Raw genomic sequence first — 22,719 nt, 5'->3', positions numbered from 1 at the left:
GAGCTACATCACTGAAGGCGCCCCTGTGTGCGCCGAATCGAGAGCAGGCGAGCGCCGCATGGCTACCAACAATCCCGAATCATTCATCGGACCCGTCGACGCCACCCGCGTCCCCCGGTATGCCGAACCGACCACTTTCGCGCGTCTACCGCGGTTGGACGAGGTATCACGCGCCGACGTGACCATCCTCGGAATCCCGTTCGATTCGGGCGTCAGCTACCGGCCCGGCGCCCGCTTCGGCCCCGGCCACATCCGCGCCGCCTCCAAGCTGCTGCGACCGTACAACCCGGCACTGAAGGTTTCCCCCTTCGCTACGCAGCAGGTTGCCGACTTCGGCGACATCGGCGTCAACCCCTTCGACATGCAGGAAGCACTGACGACCATCCAGTCAGCCGTGACAGATCTGCGCGCCGACGGTTCCTCCGTGCTCACTCTCGGCGGTGACCACACGATTGCCCTACCGATCCTGCGTTCACTCGCGCGCGATCACGGACCGATCGCGGTGTTGCACTTCGATGCCCACCTCGATACGTGGGACACCTACTTCGGCCAGCCCTTCACCCATGGCACGCCTTTCCGACGCGCCAGCGAAGAGGGCCTCATCGATATGGAACGCTCGCAGCACATCGGCATTCGTGGGCCGCTGTACAGCGAGAAGGACCTCGAGGACGACAAGATCCTCGGCTTCCAGGTAATCCGAAGCGACGATTACGAGGTCGACGGCGTCGCCAGCATCGTCGAGCGCATGCGTAGGCGTCTCGACGGCGGCCCGGTGTATGTATCCGTCGACATCGACGTGCTCGACCCCGCCCACGCTCCCGGCACCGGCACACCCGAAGCGGGCGGCATGACGTCCCGCGAATTGTTGAACACGCTACGAGGGCTGGTGGGACTCAACGTGGTCGGCGCCGACATCGTCGAAGTTGCGCCGGCGTACGACCACGCCGAGATCACCGGTATCGCAGCGGCTCACGTCGCCTACGAGTTGCTGTCGGTACTCGCACTCAATCGCTGAAGCAGCACAACGGTATCCGTGGTGTGATGCATCTTCTCGGGGTTTGCGGGGAGATCCCGTTCCCGCAACTCCGAGACCAGCAGCTTCCACCCGTCGACGAACAGCGACTCCACGTACTCGGGCGTATGCAGCATGGCCCGATGATGCTCCGTGGGCGACTCGTGAGGCGAGTGGCCAACGATCAACAGATGGCCACCGGGAGCGACTAGGTCTCCGAGCGCCCGGAACAGTTCTCCGCGAGCAGGTTCGAGCATGTGGAAGAACTGCGCTGACACCAGGTCGAACGAGCGACCCTGCGAATCCCACTTCGTGAGGTCGGCTTCGAGCCACTCGATATCGACGCCGGAACCTTCGACGTGCTCCTTTGCACGGCCGAGTGCAACCGAAGAAATATCGGTGCCGGTGACCTTCCAACCACGACGCGCCAACCACAGAGCGTCGGCGCCCTCGCCGCAGCCGACATCGAGCGCGGTACCGGGCTCGAGATCGGATGCCTCAGCGATCAACTGCGGGTTGGGGTTTCCGCTCCAGCGCGCAGCGCGTTCCTCGTACAGCGAGTTCCAGAATTGTGCGTCCGCCTTGGCGAACGGGTTCTCGGTCGTCTCCGTGTGATCGTGCTGTGCGTGGTTGTCATGTGCATGGTCATGGTGTGCGTGGCTCATGCATTCCAGGATGGGCACACTTCACGATTCATGCAATGTTCGTTGCCGAAACAGCAAGTGTGATGTCGTCATCAGCGTGAGCGCGGCAGTGCCGTTGACAGTGGCCGGCGTATTCGTTTCGACTCTCACCGCCGCACTGTGGGCACTCATCGGCGCCGGGATGGCCATGATCGTCACACCGACCGGGAAGGTCCTTCGCCGGTCCGTCGATCCCGCCGGCATACCGGAGGTCGTCGACAGTTGACGCAACGTACGAAACAACGCAAGGCGAATGCACCCTGGCAGCAACACAGTGCGCCTGCGCTCGCCCGATCTGATGTCCGTCCCTCTCCACCTCCGGATACCCGTGCCGGGTATCCGTCCTAAGATGACGATCATGCGACCCCGATCGAGCACCACCATCCGGACGGCCATCCTCGGACTACTCGTCGGAGCGTTGCTTCTCACCGGCTGCGCGTCGGCCACCGAGGAGCAGCAGCCTGCCGGCGGCAGTCTACTGACGGCATACGGCCTTGACGGGCTGAATGCCCGCGAGCTGATCGAGCGACTGGACACGATGCTCATTGCCGACCGCCCCAGCGACCTGATCGCGTCGGTTGGTCCGGAGAATGTCCAACTCTCGGACAGCAAGGGCAACGAATCGGTCGTCGATCTTCCCGTCGACGAGTTCTACGTTTCGGTCGCACCGTACATCTCGCAGACGCACAACTGCTTCCGACATAGCCTGACCTCCTGCCTCGGCGAACTCGGCAACCAGGAGGTTCGCGTCATTGTCACCGACAACGCCGACCACGAAGTGCTGGTCGACACGACAACAAGCACTTATGACAACGGGTTCATCGGCCTCTGGCTACCTCGAAACGTAGAAGCGACCATCACCGTCGAACATAACGGCCGGGCAGCCAGTACAGCCATCTCCACCAGCGTCGACGCCCCAACCTGCCTGACCACGCTCCAGCTCGCCTGAGCCAGAACGGCGGTACATCATCGAACTCGGCAGCGGGCCGGAGCAATTCACCGCACTCACGGCAAAAGAGGTGGCGCAGGCAGCGATCGACAACGCCGGCGCAGTAGGCGATCTCGTTGCCTCAGAGCCGACCAGCCCGCAAACCCATAACGCCCGGCGCGGGCGCCACGTCCCAGTAGAGACTGCATGGTTGGTTTACAGGCGAGCTCCGAGGCCATCGAAGAACAGGAACCGGGGTGATCCCGGTGAGCGCAGGGACATCGACAATCTACGAGGACCGAACGCTTCGGATCGACAATCAGGGTGTCACGATCCGCCACTACTACTTTCCGTTTGTCAGTAAGTTCGTTCCGTACTCGCAGATCGAATCCGTCGACCTCGGAATCATGTCGTGGCTGAGCGGACGCCTACGAATTTGGGGAACAACAGATTTCAGCTCGTGGTACAGCCTGGATCTGTCACGCCAGTGGAAGGAGACCGCAGTGGTACTCACCCTCACCGGCCGCGTGACACCCTCGTTCAGCCCCAAAGACGCAGACCGCGTCGACGCCGAAATCCGAAGTCGCATCGGATCGCACACCCAGAACTGACTTGCGGAACTCGGATTCGACAATGACGATCTCCCTCCAGTCGACTCGATCGAATAACCGCGCCAGCGCAGTGAACAGAGCTTCCGGATAGGTGACGCTCTCGGGTGAATGCACACCGACTCGATCCGAAATCATTCCTTCGGTCATCCGAGACCCAATCTGAGCGAGCCCCAGCACCAAGGGGATTCCGGTCGCGCGGGCCATATCCGACAACAAATCCGATACTGGCGACTCGTCTGCGATCCGTGCCACGACGCGTATCTCTCGCCCTTCGAGCGCCCCTGTCGCCGAGGCGAAGAATATCGGCAAGGATCCGTGGCCGGCACGCGTGAACATTCGAGGCGCAGCACGGATCATCCGCCCCACGAGGGTCTCCCCAATTCTTCTGCCGCCGAGTCGAGATTGATTCTGCCCATGTCGATACCGGCCAGGCTGTGTAAAGGTCGTCAACCATGTCCAATCGTGAGACTGCCATCGCGGCGAGAAGGTTACTTGTCCCGGGCCTTGCGCCCATTCCGACCACCGCACAGATTCCAGATTCTCGCGCAGCACAGTCCAATTCAAGCATGTCGACAGCTGGTTCCCAGTTGTCGCAAATGTCGAGATAGTGAGTCCTCGCCTCGATCGCCGCCAGGAGAATCCTGAAGCCAAAGCGGAAGAACGGTCCGACGGTGTTGAACTATGTCTGCGACGTCGAGCAATTCACCTAGCGTGCAACTGTCCGTGACGTCGGCATGGCGAGCCTCGACCTTCGCAGATGCCCGGGCCAGTTCAACTGAAAGTCGCTCCGCAGCGTCTACATCACGATCGGTAACGTTGCAGCCAGACGAACTGCAGCCGATCCAATGGAACCTGCACCCCTCAGAGCGACGACAGTGATTCCGTCAGCCATGAATTCCCTCCAAGAATGCAGTCTGATCAGCTAGATACCCAGGAACGAACAGCGAACGAGGAGCGAGGATAGCCACCAGCGTCGACATCAGTTCCGAGTCTTCGAGATTCTTCTTCACCAGCGAATGAGTCCCGTCGGAATACTTCTTGACCACCAATTGACCTGGTGAGTCGAGCAATTCGCGGTACACCCTTTCGGTGTCCGCAATGTCGACGTTCACGTCGTGGACACCGAGCATCAAGAGCACCGGAACTTCCACGGTTTCGAGATCGGCTCGGGCATCCGATCGGTAGTTCTTCCGAATGAAATTCCACCGATCTTCGGTGAGACCGTCAGTAGCCTCGCCGGACGCCACGAGATCGCCGAACGACGCATCACGTGCCAACTGTTCCAAGTTTTTCGCTCGGTCCACGCGTGCCTTCTCGAACTCGTCGGTCGACGCATTTCTCTCGGAAAGTTCTGCAATGGTGTTGAATTCACCTTGCTCGAGCCAGTTGATCGCGGTGCCCACGGCGATAACGAACGCGACGTCCGGATCGAGATTTACTACCTTGGGCATCACCCAGCCTGCTTGACTTGCACCCCACAGACCGATTCGAGATGGATCGATGTCCGAGCGTCCCCGTGCCCACTCGATTGCCGCTTCGGTCTCCGCGGCCCGATCGTCCATGCTCTGATCGAGCCAATTTCCCGGCGCCCCGTTGACCCCCGGTTTGTCCCATGAAAGTGACGCGTACCCAGCCTTTGCGAACGATTCCCAGAGCGGCCGGTAGAAGGTCTCGTGTGTTGCATCGATCGGCCCGTCTCCGTGAACGAAAACCACGAGTCCGAAGGGACCGTCACCTTGTTCAGGAAGTGCCAGGACTCCCGGAAGCGGTACCGATCCCCCAGTGATCATCACTTTTTCCTCACGGATGTCGTAGTTGTTCTGGTACAGCGTCCAGCTCACCAAGCCAACGATCAGAACGACGACAACCGCCAGTGGAGTAACCACCCACCTGGGCAAACGCGATTTCCCCTTCCTCTCGCCCACCGAATCCATTGCCATCTTCCCACCTAGCGTATGAATTTGAAACGATCGTTTTGAATTCGATAGTACAGTGATTTGCGAAGATGTCGAGAAGCGAAGAAAGGACCGAGCGATGACCGACAGAGATGTCGAGGTAACCACGAGGATTTTGATCGAGGGACTTCTGCGCATGGACGGAACTGTCGACGGGCACACCCTTTATGCCACCGCTGACGCCCTCGCCATGACGGACCAGCAGGTTCGACTGTGCATCAAGCGGTTGGTCGCCGAGGGAAAGTTCAAGCAGGAAGGACGTGGGCGGCAGGCGACGCTGCGAGCCACTCCGAATGCCGTGCGGGAGATGGAACCTGACGTCGAATTCGTCCGCCTCGCTTATCAACAAGATCGCGGCACCACGACGCCATGGGACGGGTGCTGGCATCTGGTTGGATTCGCAATACCGGAGTCGTCACGGAAAGCGCGAGATATGCTGCGTACCAGGGTGACCTACATCGGCGGCGCGCTCGTGCAGGGCGGCTTGTACATCTCGCCGCATGCCTGGGAATCGCATGTCCTCGATGCGGCAGCCGAACTCGACGTCGAACAGTATCTGTCTTCGCTGACCACTCGCGATCTGAAGGTGGGAACCCTCGCAGACCCCGCGAAGATTGCGGCACAGTTATGGCCACTGGACGCGATCGCGGCCGGATACGAACGGCTACTCGACGTCGCGACCGCACGCCTGCAAAAACTACGGAAGGCCCCGGTGATCACGGCGACCGATGCCGTCACGATGACCATCGAACTCGCGGCGGAATTCACGCGAGCCATGGAACCGGATCCGCTGCTACCGCCAGAGTTACTGCCCACCAACTGGATCGGCAAGCGGGCGCGCTCCGTCACCGCCCAGTGCTGGACGCTTCTGGCACAGGTGAATGGTGCCGACAGCCTACCGTCGCTGTTCCACCTGTACGCAGATGCAATCGGTGACGATCAGGACGCGAGAGTGCGCTGACGCGGCGGCAATCCGAAACGGCCGAGAACCTCGTCGACGGCCGTTGACGCAGTCACCAGACCGCGTTCCTGAAGCCACGGGATGGTCTCTCCTACAAGATGTTCGAGAGTTCGCGGCAGTGCCAGCGGCAACAATGTCACACCGTCCGCAACGTCAGCGGCGCGAATATCCGCGATCAAACTTCCGAGCCCGGAGGGAGTTCCGACGTACTGCAGCGACACCGGAACTCTTGCTACCGTCAAGGCACTGTCCAACTGCGCCAACTCTTTACGCGCCGATCGCGCTTCCGGTGCGATCAGGAGTTCGAGATCGACCAACACTGCAACAGTGTCAGGATCACGGCCGTCCGCAGCGAGCGCGGCTCGGATACCGGCGCGCCGAACCTGCGCGGCACGCAAGTCGGTGGCACGAATTCGAATGACGTTGGCGGGGAAAGCCGTCAAATCAAGCAGGGTTTCACCCTCGGTGAGGTCTACCCAGTAGTCGCTGCCGATGAGAGGCAGATTTCCGGCAGCACCTTCGGCGGCCGGGTGGTGCCCGAAGCCGGTGAGCTCGACAGCTACATGCAGGGAATGTGAAGCGGCAGAAGACATGTGTATCTCCGAAAGTTAGAAAGGTGTAGTGGTGAGCGAGACGATCGTCAGCTCGTACACATTCCAAACTTCACAGTTGTCATGTCTGCCATGCTAGTTGCCTACTCAGGTCAGCGCATTCGAGCTTTTGCTCAGACACACTCGGTTGTACCGGCGTTGATGTCGGCGCCACCGAGGAAAGTGCGGGTCTCGGGCGTGGGGTTCCAAGCACCGGCGGTCTTTTCGTAGTTCCAATCACGCTGATTGGAAACCAGGATGCTCACGGCGTCGATCAGGCGGGTCACGTCATCCGAACTGCTGCCCAAACCGAGGCTGGCGCGCACGGCTCCGCCGGACAGTCCGAGACGCGCGAGCAGCGGGTGCGCGCAGAAGCGGCCGTCGCGAACGCCGATGCCGTGTTCTGCCGACAGGAATGCGGCAACCTCGCCGGCTTCGTAGCCGTCAACGGTGAAGGTGACGATTCCGACGGCGTCGGGAGCGTCGGCCCACAGGCGGAGCAAGTTGACGCCCGCGATTGCAGCCAAACCATCGGTGAGCTGCGCAGTCAGAGCCTTCTCATGTTCTGCGATGACATCGAAGTCGAGTGCAGTCAGTGCGTCACATGCGGCTGCGATAGCACCGGCGCCGAGGACGTTGGGCGAACCAGCCTCGTGGCGGGCGGGAGCGCAGGCCCACTCGGTGGACTCCAGCGTCACCTCACGGACAGCGCCGCCACCGGCGAGGTACGGCTTTGCCTCGTCGAGCCAGTCGCGACGGCCGACCAGGACGCCGGCACCGAACGGTGCGTACAGCTTGTGTCCGGAGAATGCGATGTAGTCGACGCCGCTCTCCTGCAGGTCGATACGACGGTGGGGTGCCAACTGGGCTGCGTCGACGAGGATGCGCGCGCCGCAGCGGTGGGCGATGTCAGCCAGGCGTGCGATCGGCAGGATCTCGCCGGTCACGTTGGATGCGCCCGTGATTGCCAGCAGTGCAGCAGGCTTGGTGCACAGTTCCGCAATGAGACGCTCGATGGTCTCTTCGACGGTATCGGCAGCGGTAACAACGCGAGCATCGTTCCAGGGCAACAGGTTTGCGTGATGCTCGATGTCGAGGACAACGGTGCTGCCGGGAACGGACTGAGCCAGGAGGTTCAGCGAATCAGTGGTGTTGCGAGTGAAGACCACAACCTGGTCGTCGGCGCAGTTCACGAAGCGAGCAACTGATTCGCGCGCGTTCTCGTACGTCAGTGTGGAGATCCGCGATGCGTATCCGGCGCCGCGGTGGACGCTGGCGTAAGTGGGGAGCAATTCTGCGATGCGGTCCGTGACCTGGGCCAATGCCGGTGCGCTGGCTGCGTAGTCGAAGTTTGCGTACGAACACTCGCCGCCCTGCACGAGGGGAACCTGCAGGTCAGAACCCGAAACCTTGGCAATGGGGGCGGTGGCACAGATCTCGGCACTCAAAACAGCAGTCATCGAAGACAATCCTCACGTTCAAGGACTCATTTTTCGGGTGATGTTCCCGGAAGAGCCCGCGCTTGCCGCATCCGTATTCGGATACAGCCGGGTCGTCACCCGGAGCACCCCACCGCGGAGGAGGGTTGCCGACCAGCAAGCCGGGGCTGAACACTGGTACTCGTGACCTGGCAACGAGAATGGCAGGAACTTCCAACCTTGTCAACCTTTCGCATTGACGCGTCCGGATCTCCCGCACGCCAAAGCGCCTACCGGCCAGGTTCGAAGCGACCGAATATCGTTGCCACTCTTACTTTTCCGATCAGAGGTGGCCTCAGTCTCGATGGCTCACAATGTTGATGACGTTCCCGTCCGGTGCTCGAACGAAGAACCGTCGAACACCCCACGGTTCGGTAGTTACCGGGTGCACGATCTCGAAGCCGAGTTTCCGGGCCTCTTCATACGCACCGTCGAGGTCATCCGTATGGACGGAAATGACCGAGTCCTCGGGTGCGGTTGCATCCTGCGTTACCAGTTGGACGTGTTCTCCGTTGGCAGGAGACGTGTACCGAGCCACCCACCCCAAGTTGAACTCCTCGGTACTCAAACCGAGATAGTCGGTATAGAAACCTTTTGCCGCCTCGACGTCATCCACTCTGAGATTGGCCGTTATGCGTGTTGCTCTCATGTGATTCTCCTGTCTGCAGGTACTCCCGACTACAGCGAATGTGCTTGATCATCGTCCGTGCGTTCCGACGTGTCGAGCACCTGCCACATGGGACGATCGACCGATGACCGGGAGGTGGAGCACGAGCGAGCGCGTCGACAGATGGATTCGAACCGGCATAGTTGCCGGGTTTGTCATCATTCTGGGTCCGCTCTACGTCGGACAAGTGATCTCCGATCCAACCACCGGGAACTGGGTAGTACTCGCAGTCTGGGCAGCCTGCACCATCTCCATTGCATTCGGAACGGCCCAGTCTTGGAAGAACAGGAACAACCCGCGAAACAGTCGGCTGACGTCAACCATCGACCCGTCGAAAATTCCGGTCGATGACGTACGCAAAGCCATTGCCTCGACAGACTCACGCATTCCAGCGGTCAAGGCATTGCGCGAGCAGCACATCCGCCTCGGACTCAAAGATGCCGCAGACCTGATTGATGCGGAACTCGGTAGATAGGCCCCTCCCCGGCCCGCAGTGGCTACCATCACAGTTACATTTCGGACTCATCGGCGCCACGAGCCCAAGTGCGACTTTCGCCTGCCATAACCACTTGACCTACAGACTCATTCGTCGATCTTGACAGACCGCATCCGCCGAGAGCCGTCACGCTATCGATCATTCCTTGAATTCCAAAGAGATTCGTCGCGCCCAAGTCGGATCGGTATCCAAAAACCTTTCACTCCAACATAGTTACGACTCCGATCCTGGCATGTTGCACATATTCGCCCACATTGCACCAACTTTCGTCCAGTTGAGCCATTCGAATGGCGGGGCTACCTTGTAATGCGCAGCAATAGTCCGGGCTTGACCTGACTGGAGCCGAGCACGTCGACGATGGCGCCGAGGTGTGCTGCAAATGCTCAACTGCTGGAGGAGCAAAGATGACTGCGTTAAAAAATGCATGGACGGGACTGCGGAAACCCGTATTCGTCCCGGCATCGATAGTGATTTTCGGACTGATCGCGTTTGCGGTGATCTACGCGGGAACCGCGTCGGACGCCTTTGCGAGGCTCAACACCGCGATCAGTAACGGCGTCGGCTGGTGGTACGTCCTCTCAGCCACTGGATTTGTCGTCTTTGCGTTCTACTGCGGAATCAGCCGTATCGGCAACATCAGACTCGGCCGCGACGACGAGAACCCCGAGTTCGGCATGATGTCGTGGTTCGCCATGCTCTTCAGCGCCGGCATGGGCATCGGTCTCGTGTTCTACGGAGTAGCAGAACCACTTTCTCACTACGTCACACCACCGGTTGCGGGCCGGATCCCCGGATCCACCGATGCCGCCGCAAATCAGGCCATGGAACTCACGATGTTCCACTGGGGTCTGCACGCGTGGGCTATCTACGTCGTCGTCGGATTGGGTCTGGCCTACATGACGTACCGCAAGGGCCGTCCACTGTCGATCCGATGGCTGCTGGAACCTCTGCTGGGGCGCGCCCGAATCGAAGGCAAAATCGGCCACACCATCGACGTCATCGCCATCGTGGGCACCCTGTTCGGTGTCGCAACCTCACTCGGCTTCGGAGTCCAGCAGATTTCCGCGGGCCTCGACTACCTCGGCTGGGTAGACACCGGCAACGGCCTCGTCATCACGATCATTGTCATCGTCACCGCGATGGCGACGTTCTCGGTAGCGTCGGGCGTCGCCAAGGGGCTTAAATGGCTCTCCAACACCAACATGATCCTGGCCGCGCTCCTGGCCTTGTTCGTGCTGCTCCTCGGTCCCACACTATTCCTGCTGCAGTCCTGGGTGCAGAACATCGGCGGTTACATTCAGGCGCTGCCCGAGCTGATGCTGCGCACCTCTCCGTTCGCCGAAGACGGTTGGGCCGGCACCTGGACCATCTTCTACTGGGGTTGGTGGATGAGTTGGGCACCGTTCGTCGGTATGTTCATCGCCCGCATCTCACGTGGCCGCACCATCCGGGAATTTGTCTTCGGTGTGCTGCTCGCGCCGACACTGGTCGGATCGCTCTGGTTCACCATCTTCGGTAACTCCGGCATTCTTCGTCAGCGCAACGAGGGCACGATGCTCGACGCATCAGGTGCCGTCGACACCAATACGTCACTGTTCGTCCTTCTCGACGGACTTCCGTTGAGCACCTTCACGAGTCTCCTCGCGATCATGGTGATCGTGTTCTTCTTCGTCACATCTGCCGACTCCGGTTCGATTGTCATCGACATCCTCGCCAACGGCGGCAATCTCGAAACCTCCAAGATCACGCGGATCTACTGGACGTTCCTGTCCGGCACCGCTGCGGCGATCCTCCTCATCGTCGGTGGCAGTACTTCCCTGACCGCGCTGCAAACAGTTGCCATCGCCACCGCGGTGCCGTTCTCGATCATCATGGTGTTGGCGTGTCTGTCGATGCTCAAGGCCTTCCGCTACGAAGTCGCCGCCGCGCCGCGCTATCTTCGGGTGTCGACAACGGCCATGGCTGAAACCGAGGTACCCCAGCCTGCGGTCAAGCGACTTCGCGATCTGAATATCTCGTCGACCTTGGCCGGACTTACCCCCGCCCCAGTCGACATCCCGACCGATTCGGGAGATTCGCACGTCTTCATAACTGTCCACGAAGTGCCCGCACACGCCGTCAACATTGATCCCGATACCGGTGTCGTGGATATCTCCGAGGATTCGCAGGCCGTCGACCCGCTGGGAGGCGAAGTCTTCGATACACCCGAGTTCGCCGATTCGGCCGAAGGACAGCTGCAGAGCGGCACAAATCCGGAATAACCGCTATGTCGGCATGTTGCACATTAGGCAGAACTGTTCACCAACTCGCAAACTTGTCGTGAGATAACAACTCGACAGGTCACACGACTGAAGATTCATGAGCAGAACAGGATCAACGGGTTTGCCACTCCAGCCGCAGCCGACGGAAGCACTTCCAGGGATTCCGTCCATATTCCTACGTTCGTCGCAGGCCCCTGCGCCGCGCACTCTCATCGATATCGTGCGGGCATCCGCGCTGGCAAACCCCGAAGCACCCGCAATCGACGACGGCGAGACCACGCTGTCCTACGCCGAACTACTCGACGAGATCGAGCAGGGAGCGCGTTGGCTGGCTGACGCCGGCGTCGGTGCGGGTGATCGTGTCGGCATCCGGATGCCCTCCGGTTCGCGGGCACTGTACGTGGCAATTCTGTCGATTCTCGCGGCCGGCGCCGCCTACGTGCCGGTCGACGCCGACGACCCGGAAGAGCGTGCCGACCTGGTGTTCGGCGAAGCCCAGGTAGCTGCCATCATCACCGGCGACGGCATCCAACCCGGCACGGCACCCAAGCGGCTCGAGCATCCACCGATTCGTGAACCCGAACCAGACGACGACGCCTGGATCATCTTCACCTCCGGCTCCACCGGCACACCCAAGGGTGTTGCCGTCACTCACCTCAATGCTGCGGCGTTTGTCGACGCCGAAGCCCGGATGTTCCTTCAGGACGAACCGATCGGTCCCGGCGATCGTGTTCTCGCCGGCCTGTCCGTCGCCTTCGACGCGTCGTGTGAGGAGATGTGGCTCGCCTGGCGTCACAGCGCCTGCCTGGTTCCCGCGCCTCGATCACTTGTCCGCAGCGGCATGGACCTCGGGCCGTGGCTGGTCTCCCGTGACGTCAGCATCGTCTCCACCGTTCCGACGCTGGCGTCGTTGTGGCCGGCTGAAGCCCTCGAAGCCGTCCGTCTGCTGATTTTCGGTGGCGAAGCCTGCCCACCCGAGCTGGCGGAGCGTCTGGCCGTCGAAGGACGCGAAGTCTGGAACACGTACGGACCTACCGAAGCAACCGTCGTCGCGTGCGGCGCCATCATGGACGGCAAGAGCCCCGTCAGCATCGGGCTTCCGCTCGACGGCTGGGACCTCGCCGTCGTCGACGCCCAGAACAACCCCGTTGCCGTCGGCGAAGTCGGTGAGTTGGTGATCGGCGGCGTCGGGCTGGCTCGTTATCTCGATCCGGCGAAGGACGCCGAGAAGTACGCGTCGATGCCCTCGCTCGGCTGGGACCGGGCGTATCGCAGTGGTGACCTCGTCCGGCTTGAACTCGAGGGACTCATGTTCCAGGGCCGAGCCGACGATCAGGTCAAGCTCGGCGGCCGACGCATCGAACTCGGCGAAGTCGATAATGCTCTGCAAAACCTTCCGGGTGTCAGCGGTGCCGCAGCAGCTGTCAAGAAAACCGCGGCCGGAAATCAACTACTCGTCGGATACATCGCGAGCACCGACCCCGACTTCGATCTCAAGGCCGCACACGCACTGCTCAGCGAACAGTTGCCGGCAGCCCTCGTTCCTCGTTTGGCATTGATGGACGAGCTTCCGACGCGTACGTCCGGCAAGGTCGATCGAAATGCCCTCCCGTGGCCATTGCCCGGAGCCGGCGAAGATGCCGGGGCCGCACTGGGACTCGACGGAACCGCAGCGTGGGTCGCGGGACTGTGGGGTTCGATTCTCGGAGCCCAGATCACCGGCCTGGACGACGACTTCTTCGAGGTAGGCGGTGGATCGCTCTCCGCCGCGCAGCTCGTGACAGCCCTACGTGAACGCTTCCCGGAAGTGACAGTCGCTCAACTTTACGATCATCCGCGGTTGGGATCACTTGCCGAATACCTCGACGAGTTGGCGCCCACCGAAACCGTCGAGGCGCGCATCGTCAAGCCCACCCCACTGAAAACCCAACTGGTGCAGGTAGCGGCAACAGTTCCGCTGACCACGCTGACCGGGCTGCAGTGGGTCACCTGGCTCGCGATCGCGAACAACGTACTCGGCTGGTTCGTCGACGCCAACTGGGCGCCGACGGTGTCGTGGTGGTGGATTCTGTTGGCGTTCATCGTGTTCATCACGCCGATCGGCCGCATGACGATCTCCGTGATCGGTACCCGCTTACTACTGCGGAACCTGCAACCCGGCACCTATCCTCGTGGCGGCAGTGAGCACCTGCGATTGTGGATAGCGCATCGACTCACCGAAGCCAGTGGCGCAGCAAATCTTTCGGGTGCACCCTGGATGCTCTACTACGCCCGAGCCCTCGGCGCCGACATCGGGCGCGGCGTCGACCTGCACACGCTGCCACCGATTACCGGAATGCTCGAACTCGGTGACGGCTGCTCCATCGAGCCCGAAGTCGATCTCTCCGGTCACTGGATCGACGGAGACGTTGTCCACATCGGTGAAATCAAAATCGGGGCCGGCGCTTCCGTCGGTTCGCGTTCCACACTTCTGCCCGGCGCACATATCGGACGGGACGCAGTTGTCGAACCCGGATCTGCGGTATTCGGCCGAGTGAAGGCCAATCAACAGTGGGCGGGTTCACCCGCAACCAAGGTCGGCAAGGCAAATCATCCTTGGCCGTCGGAACATCCGAAACGCGCACCCGGATGGGTTCCGGTCTACGGCGTCACATCAATCTTCCTGGCCGGCGTGCCGATCTTTGCCCTCATAGCGGGAATAGCGCTGATCGGCTGGTGGATCCGCGACACCGAGACCCTCGGCGACGCAATCACTCAGTCCCTCATCATGCTTCCCATCGCCACCATCCTCAGCCTGGTGGTCTTTGCCGGCATCACTCTCGTAGCAGTACGCCTGTTGTCGATCGGCATGGTCGAGGGCTACCACCCCGTCCGCAGCCGAATCGGCTGGCAGGTCTGGGCAACCGAGCGTCTCCTCGACTCCGCACGGACATTCCTCTTCCCTCTTTACGCAAGCCTGCTGACGCCCGGCTGGCTGCGGCTTCTCGGTGCCAAGATCGGCAAGAACGTCGAAGCATCCACCGTCCTGCTTCTCCCCAAATTCACGACCGTCGCCGACGGCGCCTTCCTCGCCGACGACACGATGGTGGCCAGCTACGGTCTCGGCGGCGGCTGGATGCACATCGAGCACGCCAAAATCGGCAAGCGCGCTTTCCTCGGCAACTCCGGAATGACGGCGCCCGGTCGACGCGTCCCGAAAAACGGTCTGGTCGCAGTTCTCTCGGCCACCCCGTCCAAAGCGAAGTCCGGATCCTCCTGGCTGGGTAGCCCGCCCGTCCGGCTACGTCGCGCCGCCGGAGACACCGACGTCGCCCGCACCTTCAATCCCCCGACGCGACTCAAGATCGCCCGCGGGATTGTGGAAACCTGCCGACTTATCCCCGTCATGGTCACTTTCGGCATCGGCCTCGGTGTGCTGTTCGCACTCGAAGCCCTCGTCGGAGCCGTGGGGTTCTGGCTCGCCGCACTGCTCAGCGGCGTTGTCCTACTGATCGCCGGAGCTGTCGCCGGAGCCGTCACAGTTGCTGCCAAGTGGATCGTCGTCGGCAAGATCAACAAGGTGGAGCACCCGCTGTGGAGCTCCTTCGTCTGGCGCAACGAGGTTGCCGATGCCTTTGTCGAGACCGTCGCCGCCCCCTGGTTCGCTCGCGCAGCAACCGGAACCGCAGTTCTGAACATCTTCTTGCGAGGATTAGGCGCCAAGATCGGCAAGGGCGTGTGGTGCGAGTCGTACTGGCTACCCGAAGCGGATCTCGTGACTTTGGGCGACGGCGCAACCGTTGAACGGGGGTGCGTCGTGCAAACTCACCTCTTCCATGATCGGATTATGTCCATGGATACCGTCACCCTCGGCGCGGGCGCAACTCTGGGACCGCATTGTGTTGCGCTACCGGCCGCCGGGATCGGCGCCGGTGCAACCGTCGGACCCGCGTCCTTGGTCATGCGAGGTGACACTGTTCCGCCGTCCACTCGCTGGCAGGGAAACCCGATCGCACCGTGGGCCGCCTCGTGAAACCGAACAAGTCTTCGGACGACCCGATCGATCCGTACCTGCCGCACAACGGCAACCACGGATACCGTGTGTCGCGATACGAACTGGAACTGACCTACAAGGTTTTCAGCAATCGGTTGGCCGGCAAAGCCGTCATCACTGCCGTCACCACCGAAAACCGATCCAAGTTCAGCTTCGACCTGGCCCAAAACCTGCAGGTATCCAAGGTGGCGGTCAACGGCGCCCGCGGCTCCAAATACTCCCACCAGAACAACAAGCTGATCATCACACCGGCCACCAAGATTCCGGCCGGAGGAGCCCTCGCCGTCACAGTCCAGTACACCGGCAATCCCGAACCGATCAAAAGCCTGTGGGGTGAGGTCGGCTGGGAAGAACTCACCGAAGGCACCCTCGTTGCCAGCCAGCCCAACGGCGCCGCGTCCTGGTTCCCCTGCGACGACCATCCCAGTTCCAAAGCGTCGTACCGCATTTCGATTACGACTGATTCGCCGTTCTACGCCCTTGCCAACGGGACACTGATCCGCAAGCAGATCCGGGCCGGCGCAACCACCTGGGTGTACGAGCAGACCGAACCCATGGCCACCTATCTGGCCACCATCCAGATCGGGCAGTACGAGCATCGCCAGGTCAGCGCGGGCCCGGTTCCGATCTTCGCGGTTCACCCACCACGTCTACGCAGTTCGTTCGACGTCGATTTCGCACGTCAACCGCAGATGCTCGAAGTATTCGGAAAACTGTTCGGGCCGTATCCTTTTGCCGACTACACCGCAGTGGTGACCGACGACGAACTCGAGATCCCCATCGAAGCCCAGGGCCTCTCGATTTTCGGCGCCAATCACTGCACCGGCCGACGCGGCTCCGAACGCCTTGTGGCACACGAGCTTGCACACCAATGGTTCGGCAACAGCCTGACTCTCGGCGCGTGGTGCGACATCTGGTTGCACGAAGGCTTCGCCTGCTACGCAGAGTGGATCTGGTCCGAGAACTCCGGCGGCCCGTCCTCCGAGACTCTGGCGTCAAACGCCTACCAAGGGCTCGCGCGCAAACCACAGGATGTGGTTATCGGCAATCCCGGTCCCGCCTTGATGTTCGACGATCGAATCTACAAACGCGGCGCCTTGACGCTCCATGCCTTACGTGGAGTTCTCGGTGACGACAAGTTCTTCGAACTCATCCGCCAGTGGACTACCAAGCATCGGCACGGAACTGTCAGTACCGAGCAATTCGCCGATCTGGCATCACGTTTCACCGACGCCCCGCTGCGTCCACTGTGGGATGCGTGGCTGAACCGGAAAGAACTACCGCCGCGCTAGCTCGCTTCCCGACGGCAGGTGCGAACGCGACTTGAGCAGAACCACGAGCAGGCAGGCTGCCGCAGCGACACTGCCGAACAGAAGCATCAACGGATAAGTAAGAGCTGGAACGCTTTCCGACAGCATCGCCAGTACTGCCGGGACAGCGAACCCGACGTACGTGATCGAGTAGAAGACAGCCGTCAAACCTGCCAGATCGTCGGGGCCCGCGATCCGCTGAATCTCGAGCAGTCCCGATACCAATGCCATTCCGTAGCCGCAACCCAGGATCGCGGCGGCAATAACCGCAACAGCCACGGTGAGCGTCGACGCGACCAATGCTGCACCGGCCATTCCGATTACCAGAAAGACCAGCGCTACGACGGCGCCGCGGGCACTGAGGTCGGTGTCGATCTTGCGTCCGAGCGACTGAATCGCAAAACCACAGGTCAGCGCTACGACGCACAAGAAGGCCGAAAAGGCTACGGGCGCATCACCACTGTGCCCGGTCATCAAGGCGGGGATGACCGCATATCCGACGCTGGCAGCGCCGAACACCCAGGGCGCCAACGGGACCACCACGTAGAGGAAACGGCGATGGCCGGCTGCCGGAATCTTCAGATCGTCGATCAAGCGTCGACGCGCATCGATCGGCTGAGCCTCCCGAGTCTCCGGCGCTCGCCACAAGGCAACACCCGCAGCGACTGTGATCGCGATGTGCAGGACGTACGCCAACGCTTCGGGCCGCGGGGCCCACTGAGCCAACACGCCGGCAAACCCGGCCCCCAGCGCGAATCCGGCGGTCAAACTCATTGCGGCACGTCTGGCTCCGGCACCATCAGATGCCGCAGAATCCCAGGGAGCCGTGGACAATTCCTTCACCCAAGAGCCACCCACGGCCATACCCAGTCCCAGCGCAATGCCGCACAGAATACGTCCGAGTATCAGAACGGCTGCAGAATCGGCACCGAACGCCAGAAGCGTGGATCCGGCAATCGCGATCAGCGGCGCGGGGAGCATCAAGGGGCGCCGCCCCAACCTGTCCGACAATGGTCCGCCCAGCAGCAGTGCCGGGACAATTCCCACTACATAGGCGAAGAGAAAGAAATCAACCATCACGGGCGAATGCCCGTGCTCGAGCCGATACATCACCAGCAGCGGCGTAAATTCGTTGCCGCCCCAGGCCACGGCAAACATACTGGCTGCAACCATGAGCCATGTTCGTGCAGAGCGCTTTTCGGTGGACTGCTCCAACGTTTCGACAACCATCACAGCGCCCCTCGAAATCCGAGGCCGTGGACCTGACGCATGTGTGCGAGCACCGCTGTGTTGTACGCGGCGGCATCGCGTGATTCGACAAGGTCTGCAAGAGCTGTGTGATCCTCGATGATCTGCGACAACTGACCCGGATCCCGCGCGATGGACCTCGCGGTCATCCTGCGCTGCCGATCGCGAAGTCCGCCGTAGAACGTGTCCAGCAAAGGATTTCCGCCGGCGGCAACGATCATCTTGTGAAAATCTGCATCTGCGGCGCTGAAGGCTACGACGTCACCACGATCCGCAATCTCACGCTGCTCGATCAAGCTGGTACGCAGGGCTGCAACCAGAGCACTCCGCACATGCGGCTGCTCGGCAACTACGCGCACGCTCTGCGTCTCCACCAACTGACGCGCCGCAACTACGTGTTCTGCCTCTCCGTCGGCGACGGGCACAACAAGCGCGCCCTTCTTCGGATACAACCGCATCCAGCCTTCGGCCTCGAGGCGCAGGAAAGCCTCGCGGACCGGAGTCCGACTGCACTCCATCCGCTTCGCGATATCGCCCTCGCTGATGAGCTCGCCGCCGGGCAGCTCACCGGAGAGGATCAGTTCCTTCACTTCACGGAAGACTGACTCCGCAGCCGAATGCAACATAGACACAAGATGTATTTATACCCCTACGTGCAGGTCAGTAGTACACCGGCCCGGGAACACCACCACCCACAGCAATCGCATCGCCCGTGATGGAGACACTGCGCGGCGACGCCAGGAAGGTCACGACATCAGCCACTTCACTGGCGTCGACGATCTTTCGAATCGAATTTGTTGCAATACCGGCTTCCACCTCGTCGAGCGAACGCCCGGTCAGGTTCATCTCGCCGACGATCCGCGCATTCAACCTCTCGGTCCGCGTGACACCGGGATGCACGACGGTCACATTGATCCCGCTAGGCCCCAACTCGTCGGCCAGGTTCTTCGTCAGCGCCGAAACACTGACGTTGCGAACGGTGTGGGCAATCGAAGTAGCGCTGCGCGCGCCCAGGCCACTGATGTTGATGATCCGGCCCCAACCCTGCGCAACCATGTGCGGCGCCACCGCGCGGGCCGTGCGGAGGTAGCCGAGAACCTTCACTTCGATCTGGTCCCGAACGACTTCGTCCGTTGTCGACCAGAAATCCATCGGCTTTCCCGCACTCCACGGAGTCGCCGCAGAATTGACCAGGATGTCGACGCCTCCGAAAGCCTCCACCACCTCATGCACCGACGCGTGCACTACGGCGTCGTCGCGGGTATCCGTCACGACGCCGATTGCCCGCACGCCGAACTCCGCAGAGATCTGCGCTGCAACGGAATCCACAGATTCCGCAGTTCTGGCAAGAATTGCGACGTCGACGCCCTCCGCCGCCAGCCCGCGGGCTATCGCCAACCCGATCCCTTTGCTACCGCCCGCGACGATTGCACGTTTTCCCGAAAGACGAAGGTCCATGCCTGTGAGACTAACCAGACATGGACCTTCGCTGTCAGCACGAACCTAGTTTTCAGACGATCGGATCGGCGTACAGATAGACATTGTCGGCGTAATTGCCTACACCGCCGTCGAACTGAAGTTCCCCACCGCACGTGACGACCGCAAGCTTTCGTGGCCCCTCATGACCCGCAAGAACGCTTTCCTCGACGCCGTCCGCCTTGGGTCGCGTAGTCACCGCCGTCACCTTCCACGACGTACTCTTGCCGGCCGCATCGGATGTACGAATGGTCTCGCCGGGGCTGATCGTTCCCAGATCGAACAAGGCACCGTTGCCCTGCCCGGTCAGATTCACATGACCGGCAATCAAAGTCGTGCCGGTCACAGAATCCAACGGCGCACCGTCGAGCCAGATTCCGACGTTCTTCACGTTGTCCGGCGGAGCGAGAACACCATCCGGAACAGTCGCGTCCACAATCGGAGCGCGAACGCCAACCGGGTCCAACGCCAACGTATTCGGTGTCATGGGCGTGTCCACCGACACTGTCGTCGTTACCTGATTCGACGTTACGACGCTCCCCGGAACTGGCGGCGTAGCGGCAGTATTGCAACTTCCCAGTCCAGTTTCAAAGTGGTCACGTCACGCCAGCCGAGAGATTCAAAGCAAACGCACAGGAAGAAGCGTCCGTGGGCCGGTTCGGCACCAAGGGTTGGCCACGACTTACGTCACAAATCTCCCGAAATCCATGACAGAAATCCGCATCAAGAAATCAAAATAGGGATCTGCGTCACAATTCAATATTTCTTCTCGCTAAAATCCGAAATAACTCACGAAAGATATCAACTAGATCATTAGCACCTATGGAAGAAGTAGACCTATTCGGCCATTTGAACGCCTTCCTCCGAGATGCAACTTCGGTAACTGCAGCGGTCATTAAGATTCTTATGTCTGCTTCGGTTGAACCGACACCAAAACACGATCATCCGCGAGCCGGCGGTGTCCTGCGAGTGGTGACTGCAATGCGATTCCACGCGTTGATCGTGACAATCACGCTGATGAGTTGTGCAAGCTCGGTCTCCTCAAAATGCTCCGCGGCAGCGCTGTACACCTGGTCCGGAACAAACCCGTCGGTCAGCACCGTCACAGCTTCGGCCAGCGCGAGCGCGACCCGTTCCCGATCCGAATACACATTCAGCGCTTCTTCCCAGGCGCTCAGGAGATCGAGCTTTTGCTCGCTCACCCCGGCCGATCGGGCATCACGTGTGTGCATGTCCAGGCACCACGCACAGTGGTTCAACTGCGATGCTCTCGTAAGCACCAGTTCCACGAGCGTCGGCTCTAGTCCTTTGCGCGCAACACTGTCCAGGGCAATCATCGCCTTGTACACCTCGGGTGCCAATTTTGCGAGATCGAGTCGTTGGCTGCTAGTCGTTGTCATATTCACACGCTAATCCAGCAATGACCCTGAATCATGGTTCAATGTGCAAGTGAATTCGTGGGCCAATGCCGGTATGGATCTGCACATCGAATTGCCTCGTGGGATCGGTGTCAAAGCAGCACTGCTGCAAGGGCTTCGGAATTCCATCGACAGCGGCGTCCTCACGCCGGGAACGCGACTACCACCGTCTCGAAGTCTCGCTGTAGATCTCGGCGTCTCCCGAAACACCGTTGCTGACTGCTACACGGAACTTGCGAATGCCGGGTGGCTCATCACTCGTCAGGGGTCGGGCACCGTCGTTGCACCACGCGCCGACGCCGATGCCGTAAGTAATGCGCAATCTCCGTCCAAGAGTCCCGAACAAGAACTACCCCGACCCGCTCTCAGCTTCATCCCGGGCTCTCCTGATGTGTCGTCATTTCCGCGGGCACAGTGGATTTCCTCGGCGCGGAGGTCACTGACATCGGCGCCGAACGACGCATTTTCGGCTACAGATCCCCGAGGGCGAATCGAACTCCGCACGGCACTCAGTTCATATTTGGGGCGGACCCGCGGTGTGCGCACCGATCCTGAGCACATCGTCATCTGCGCGAGCTCAGGGCATGGGCTGACGCTTATCGCTCGGGTTCTCCAGCAAACTGTCGCGGTAGACGCCTACGGCCTCCACTTGCACCGAAACCTCCTAGCCGCCGAAGGAATTCGTACCGTCCCAATACTCGTAGACGAATTCGGCACTTGCACAGAACAGTTGGCCTCGACTCAGGCGAAGGTCGCGCTGCTCACACCTACCCATCAGTTTCCGCTCGGCGGCCCCTTGATACCCAGTAGGCGCAGAACTGCTTTGGAATGGGCGTCTGACTCGGGTGGGATCGTAATCGAGGACGACTATGACGGCGAATTCAGATACGACCGCAAACCTGTCGGCGCCCTCCAAGCCATCGCACCTCAACACGTCGTCTACTTGGGGACGGTCAGCAAGACACTCTCGCCGGCCATTCGCATCGGATGGATGGTACTGCCGGACAGACTGATCGAACCAGTTCTGGCGCTCAAAGGACCGTACGAGCGGTGGGTCAGCGCAACTGAACAGTTGACGCTCGCGGATTTCATCAACTCGGGACGGTTCGACGCTCATATCCGCAAGATGCGTACGTCGTACCGACGTCGACGCGACCAGTTGGTCGGCACTCTCGAGCATCGGCTACCGGAGGTACGGATCGCCGGCATCTCTGCAGGACTTCATGCGGTCATTCAGCTTCCACCGGGAACCGAAGGAGCGATCTTGAGCGCTGCCGAAGGACTCGGGCTCGAGCTGGTCGGGATGTCGACTTTCCGGCATCCCGACTCGCCCTCCACCGGCAACGATGGCATCGTCGTCGGATACAGCACGCCGGCGCCGTCACGCTATTCCGATGCGCTGGAAAGGCTTTGCACGGCAATGGAGTCCGTGCTGTGACGTCAGTTTTTGTCGGCTCTCCGAAACCGTTCCGGAACACGAAAAAACCCCCAACCACGAATGGTTGGGGGCTATCTCGTAAATTGTGTTCGGCGGTGTCCTACTCTCCCACACCCTGTCGAGTGCAGTACCATCGGCGCTGAAGGGCTTAGCT

At 61.0% G+C, this 22,719-nt stretch carries 20 protein-coding genes and 1 riboswitch; of the genes, 10 read left to right on the top strand and 10 right to left on the bottom strand.

Features of this window, described 5'->3' with window-relative positions; all coding sequences use genetic code 11:
- The first annotated feature begins 58 nt into the window (after nt 1-58).
- Nucleotides 59-1,015 carry an agmatinase gene (gene speB, locus MTX36_RS13835; protein WP_094270956.1) on the top strand — a complete coding sequence of 319 codons (957 nt, stop codon included), beginning with the start codon at nt 59-61 and terminating at the stop codon, nt 1,013-1,015.
- Here the strand turns inward: speB and MTX36_RS13830 are convergent.
- Nucleotides 979-1,677 carry a bifunctional 2-polyprenyl-6-hydroxyphenol methylase/3-demethylubiquinol 3-O-methyltransferase UbiG gene (locus MTX36_RS13830; RefSeq protein WP_243620332.1) on the bottom strand — a complete coding sequence of 233 codons (699 nt, stop codon included), beginning with the start codon at nt 1,675-1,677 and terminating at the stop codon, nt 979-981. The genes speB and MTX36_RS13830 overlap by 37 nt on opposite strands.
- A 76-nt stretch (nt 1,678-1,753) precedes the next feature.
- On the opposite strand from MTX36_RS13830, the gene MTX36_RS13825 reads away from it, so the two are divergent.
- From MTX36_RS13825 to MTX36_RS13815, 3 genes are all read left to right on the top strand, one after another.
- Nucleotides 1,754-1,921 carry a hypothetical protein gene (locus MTX36_RS13825; protein ID WP_243620331.1) on the top strand — a complete coding sequence of 56 codons (168 nt, stop codon included), beginning with the start codon at nt 1,754-1,756 and terminating at the stop codon, nt 1,919-1,921.
- A gap of 132 nt (nt 1,922-2,053) precedes the next feature.
- Nucleotides 2,054-2,644 (top strand): CueP family metal-binding protein, encoded by a 591-nt coding sequence (locus MTX36_RS13820; RefSeq protein WP_243620330.1) that lies wholly within the window; start codon nt 2,054-2,056, stop codon nt 2,642-2,644.
- A gap of 245 nt (nt 2,645-2,889) precedes the next feature.
- Nucleotides 2,890-3,234, top strand: a complete 345-nt coding sequence (locus MTX36_RS13815) for a PH domain-containing protein (protein WP_243620329.1) — start codon at nt 2,890-2,892, stop codon at nt 3,232-3,234.
- A gap of 884 nt (nt 3,235-4,118) precedes the next feature.
- Here the strand turns inward: MTX36_RS13815 and MTX36_RS13810 are convergent.
- Nucleotides 4,119-5,120: a S9 family peptidase gene (locus MTX36_RS13810; RefSeq protein WP_243620328.1), complete on the bottom strand. Its 1,002-nt coding sequence runs from the start codon at nt 5,118-5,120 to the stop codon at nt 4,119-4,121.
- Between the two features lie 148 nt (nt 5,121-5,268).
- Here MTX36_RS13810 and MTX36_RS13805 point away from each other — a divergent pair, with 148 nt between their 5' ends.
- Complete coding sequence (locus MTX36_RS13805; protein ID WP_243620327.1) at nt 5,269-6,150, top strand: PaaX family transcriptional regulator C-terminal domain-containing protein; 882 nt, start codon at nt 5,269-5,271, stop codon at nt 6,148-6,150.
- On the opposite strand, the gene MTX36_RS13800 is transcribed toward MTX36_RS13805, so the two are convergent.
- The 3 genes from MTX36_RS13800 to MTX36_RS13790 form a co-directional block, all read right to left on the bottom strand.
- Nucleotides 6,129-6,743: a hypothetical protein gene (locus MTX36_RS13800; protein ID WP_243620325.1), complete on the bottom strand. Its 615-nt coding sequence runs from the start codon at nt 6,741-6,743 to the stop codon at nt 6,129-6,131. The two genes, MTX36_RS13805 and MTX36_RS13800, sit on opposite strands and share 22 nt — an antisense overlap.
- 131 nt (nt 6,744-6,874) lie before the next feature.
- Nucleotides 6,875-8,200, bottom strand: a complete 1,326-nt coding sequence (locus tag MTX36_RS13795) for an aminotransferase class V-fold PLP-dependent enzyme (RefSeq protein WP_243620322.1) — start codon at nt 8,198-8,200, stop codon at nt 6,875-6,877.
- Nucleotides 8,201-8,253: 53 nt separating this feature from the next.
- Nucleotides 8,254-8,368: riboswitch (SAM riboswitch) on the bottom strand.
- Between the two features lie 145 nt (nt 8,369-8,513).
- Nucleotides 8,514-8,867, bottom strand: a complete 354-nt coding sequence (locus MTX36_RS13790) for a VOC family protein (RefSeq protein WP_243620321.1) — start codon at nt 8,865-8,867, stop codon at nt 8,514-8,516.
- Nucleotides 8,868-8,970: 103 nt separating this feature from the next.
- Here MTX36_RS13790 and MTX36_RS13785 point away from each other — a divergent pair, with 103 nt between their 5' ends.
- The 4 genes from MTX36_RS13785 to MTX36_RS13770 all read left to right on the top strand — a co-directional run bounded on the left by MTX36_RS13785 (nt 8,971) and on the right by MTX36_RS13770 (nt 16,967).
- Nucleotides 8,971-9,360, top strand: a complete 390-nt coding sequence (locus MTX36_RS13785; protein WP_243620319.1) for a hypothetical protein — start codon at nt 8,971-8,973, stop codon at nt 9,358-9,360.
- 425 nt (nt 9,361-9,785) lie between these two features.
- On the top strand, nt 9,786-11,642 hold the full coding sequence (locus MTX36_RS13780; RefSeq protein WP_243620317.1) for a BCCT family transporter: 1,857 nt from the start codon (nt 9,786-9,788) through the stop codon (nt 11,640-11,642).
- Nucleotides 11,643-11,739: 97 nt separating this feature from the next.
- Nucleotides 11,740-15,654 carry a Pls/PosA family non-ribosomal peptide synthetase gene (locus tag MTX36_RS13775; protein ID WP_243620316.1) on the top strand — a complete coding sequence of 1,305 codons (3,915 nt, stop codon included), beginning with the start codon at nt 11,740-11,742 and terminating at the stop codon, nt 15,652-15,654.
- Entirely contained in the window at nt 15,639-16,967 is a 1,329-nt protein-coding gene (locus MTX36_RS13770) for a M1 family metallopeptidase (protein ID WP_374230481.1), read from the top strand. Before MTX36_RS13775 ends, MTX36_RS13770 begins: the two co-directional genes overlap by 16 nt.
- Here MTX36_RS13770 and MTX36_RS13765 read toward each other — a convergent pair.
- The 5 genes from MTX36_RS13765 to MTX36_RS13745 all read right to left on the bottom strand — a co-directional run bounded on the left by MTX36_RS13765 (nt 16,953) and on the right by MTX36_RS13745 (nt 21,109).
- Nucleotides 16,953-18,215: an MFS transporter gene (locus tag MTX36_RS13765; protein WP_243620313.1), complete on the bottom strand. Its 1,263-nt coding sequence runs from the start codon at nt 18,213-18,215 to the stop codon at nt 16,953-16,955. The genes MTX36_RS13770 and MTX36_RS13765 overlap by 15 nt on opposite strands.
- Complete coding sequence (locus MTX36_RS13760) at nt 18,215-18,859, bottom strand: GntR family transcriptional regulator (RefSeq protein ID WP_243620440.1); 645 nt, start codon at nt 18,857-18,859, stop codon at nt 18,215-18,217. The genes MTX36_RS13765 and MTX36_RS13760 overlap by 1 nt, the downstream gene beginning before the upstream one ends.
- A gap of 34 nt (nt 18,860-18,893) precedes the next feature.
- Entirely contained in the window at nt 18,894-19,691 is a 798-nt protein-coding gene (locus tag MTX36_RS13755; RefSeq protein WP_243620312.1) for an SDR family NAD(P)-dependent oxidoreductase, read from the bottom strand.
- Between the two features lie 52 nt (nt 19,692-19,743).
- Complete coding sequence (locus MTX36_RS13750; RefSeq protein ID WP_243620310.1) at nt 19,744-20,196, bottom strand: class F sortase; 453 nt, start codon at nt 20,194-20,196, stop codon at nt 19,744-19,746.
- Nucleotides 20,197-20,650: 454 nt separating this feature from the next.
- Nucleotides 20,651-21,109, bottom strand: coding sequence for a carboxymuconolactone decarboxylase family protein (locus tag MTX36_RS13745; RefSeq protein ID WP_243620308.1), 459 nt, complete (start codon nt 21,107-21,109; stop codon nt 20,651-20,653).
- A 49-nt stretch (nt 21,110-21,158) separates the two neighbouring features.
- Between MTX36_RS13745 and MTX36_RS13740 the strand changes: the two genes are divergently transcribed.
- A complete protein-coding gene (locus MTX36_RS13740) occupies nt 21,159-22,565 on the top strand; it encodes a PLP-dependent aminotransferase family protein (protein WP_243620307.1) in 1,407 nt (468 codons plus the stop codon).
- Nucleotides 22,566-22,719: the final 154 nt, after the last annotated feature.

This window comes from Rhodococcus sp. ARC_M6, from assembly GCF_022810305.1.
Taxonomy (GTDB): domain Bacteria; phylum Actinomycetota; class Actinomycetes; order Mycobacteriales; family Mycobacteriaceae; genus Rhodococcus_F.
This window is presented reverse-complemented; position numbering and strand designations above follow the sequence as displayed.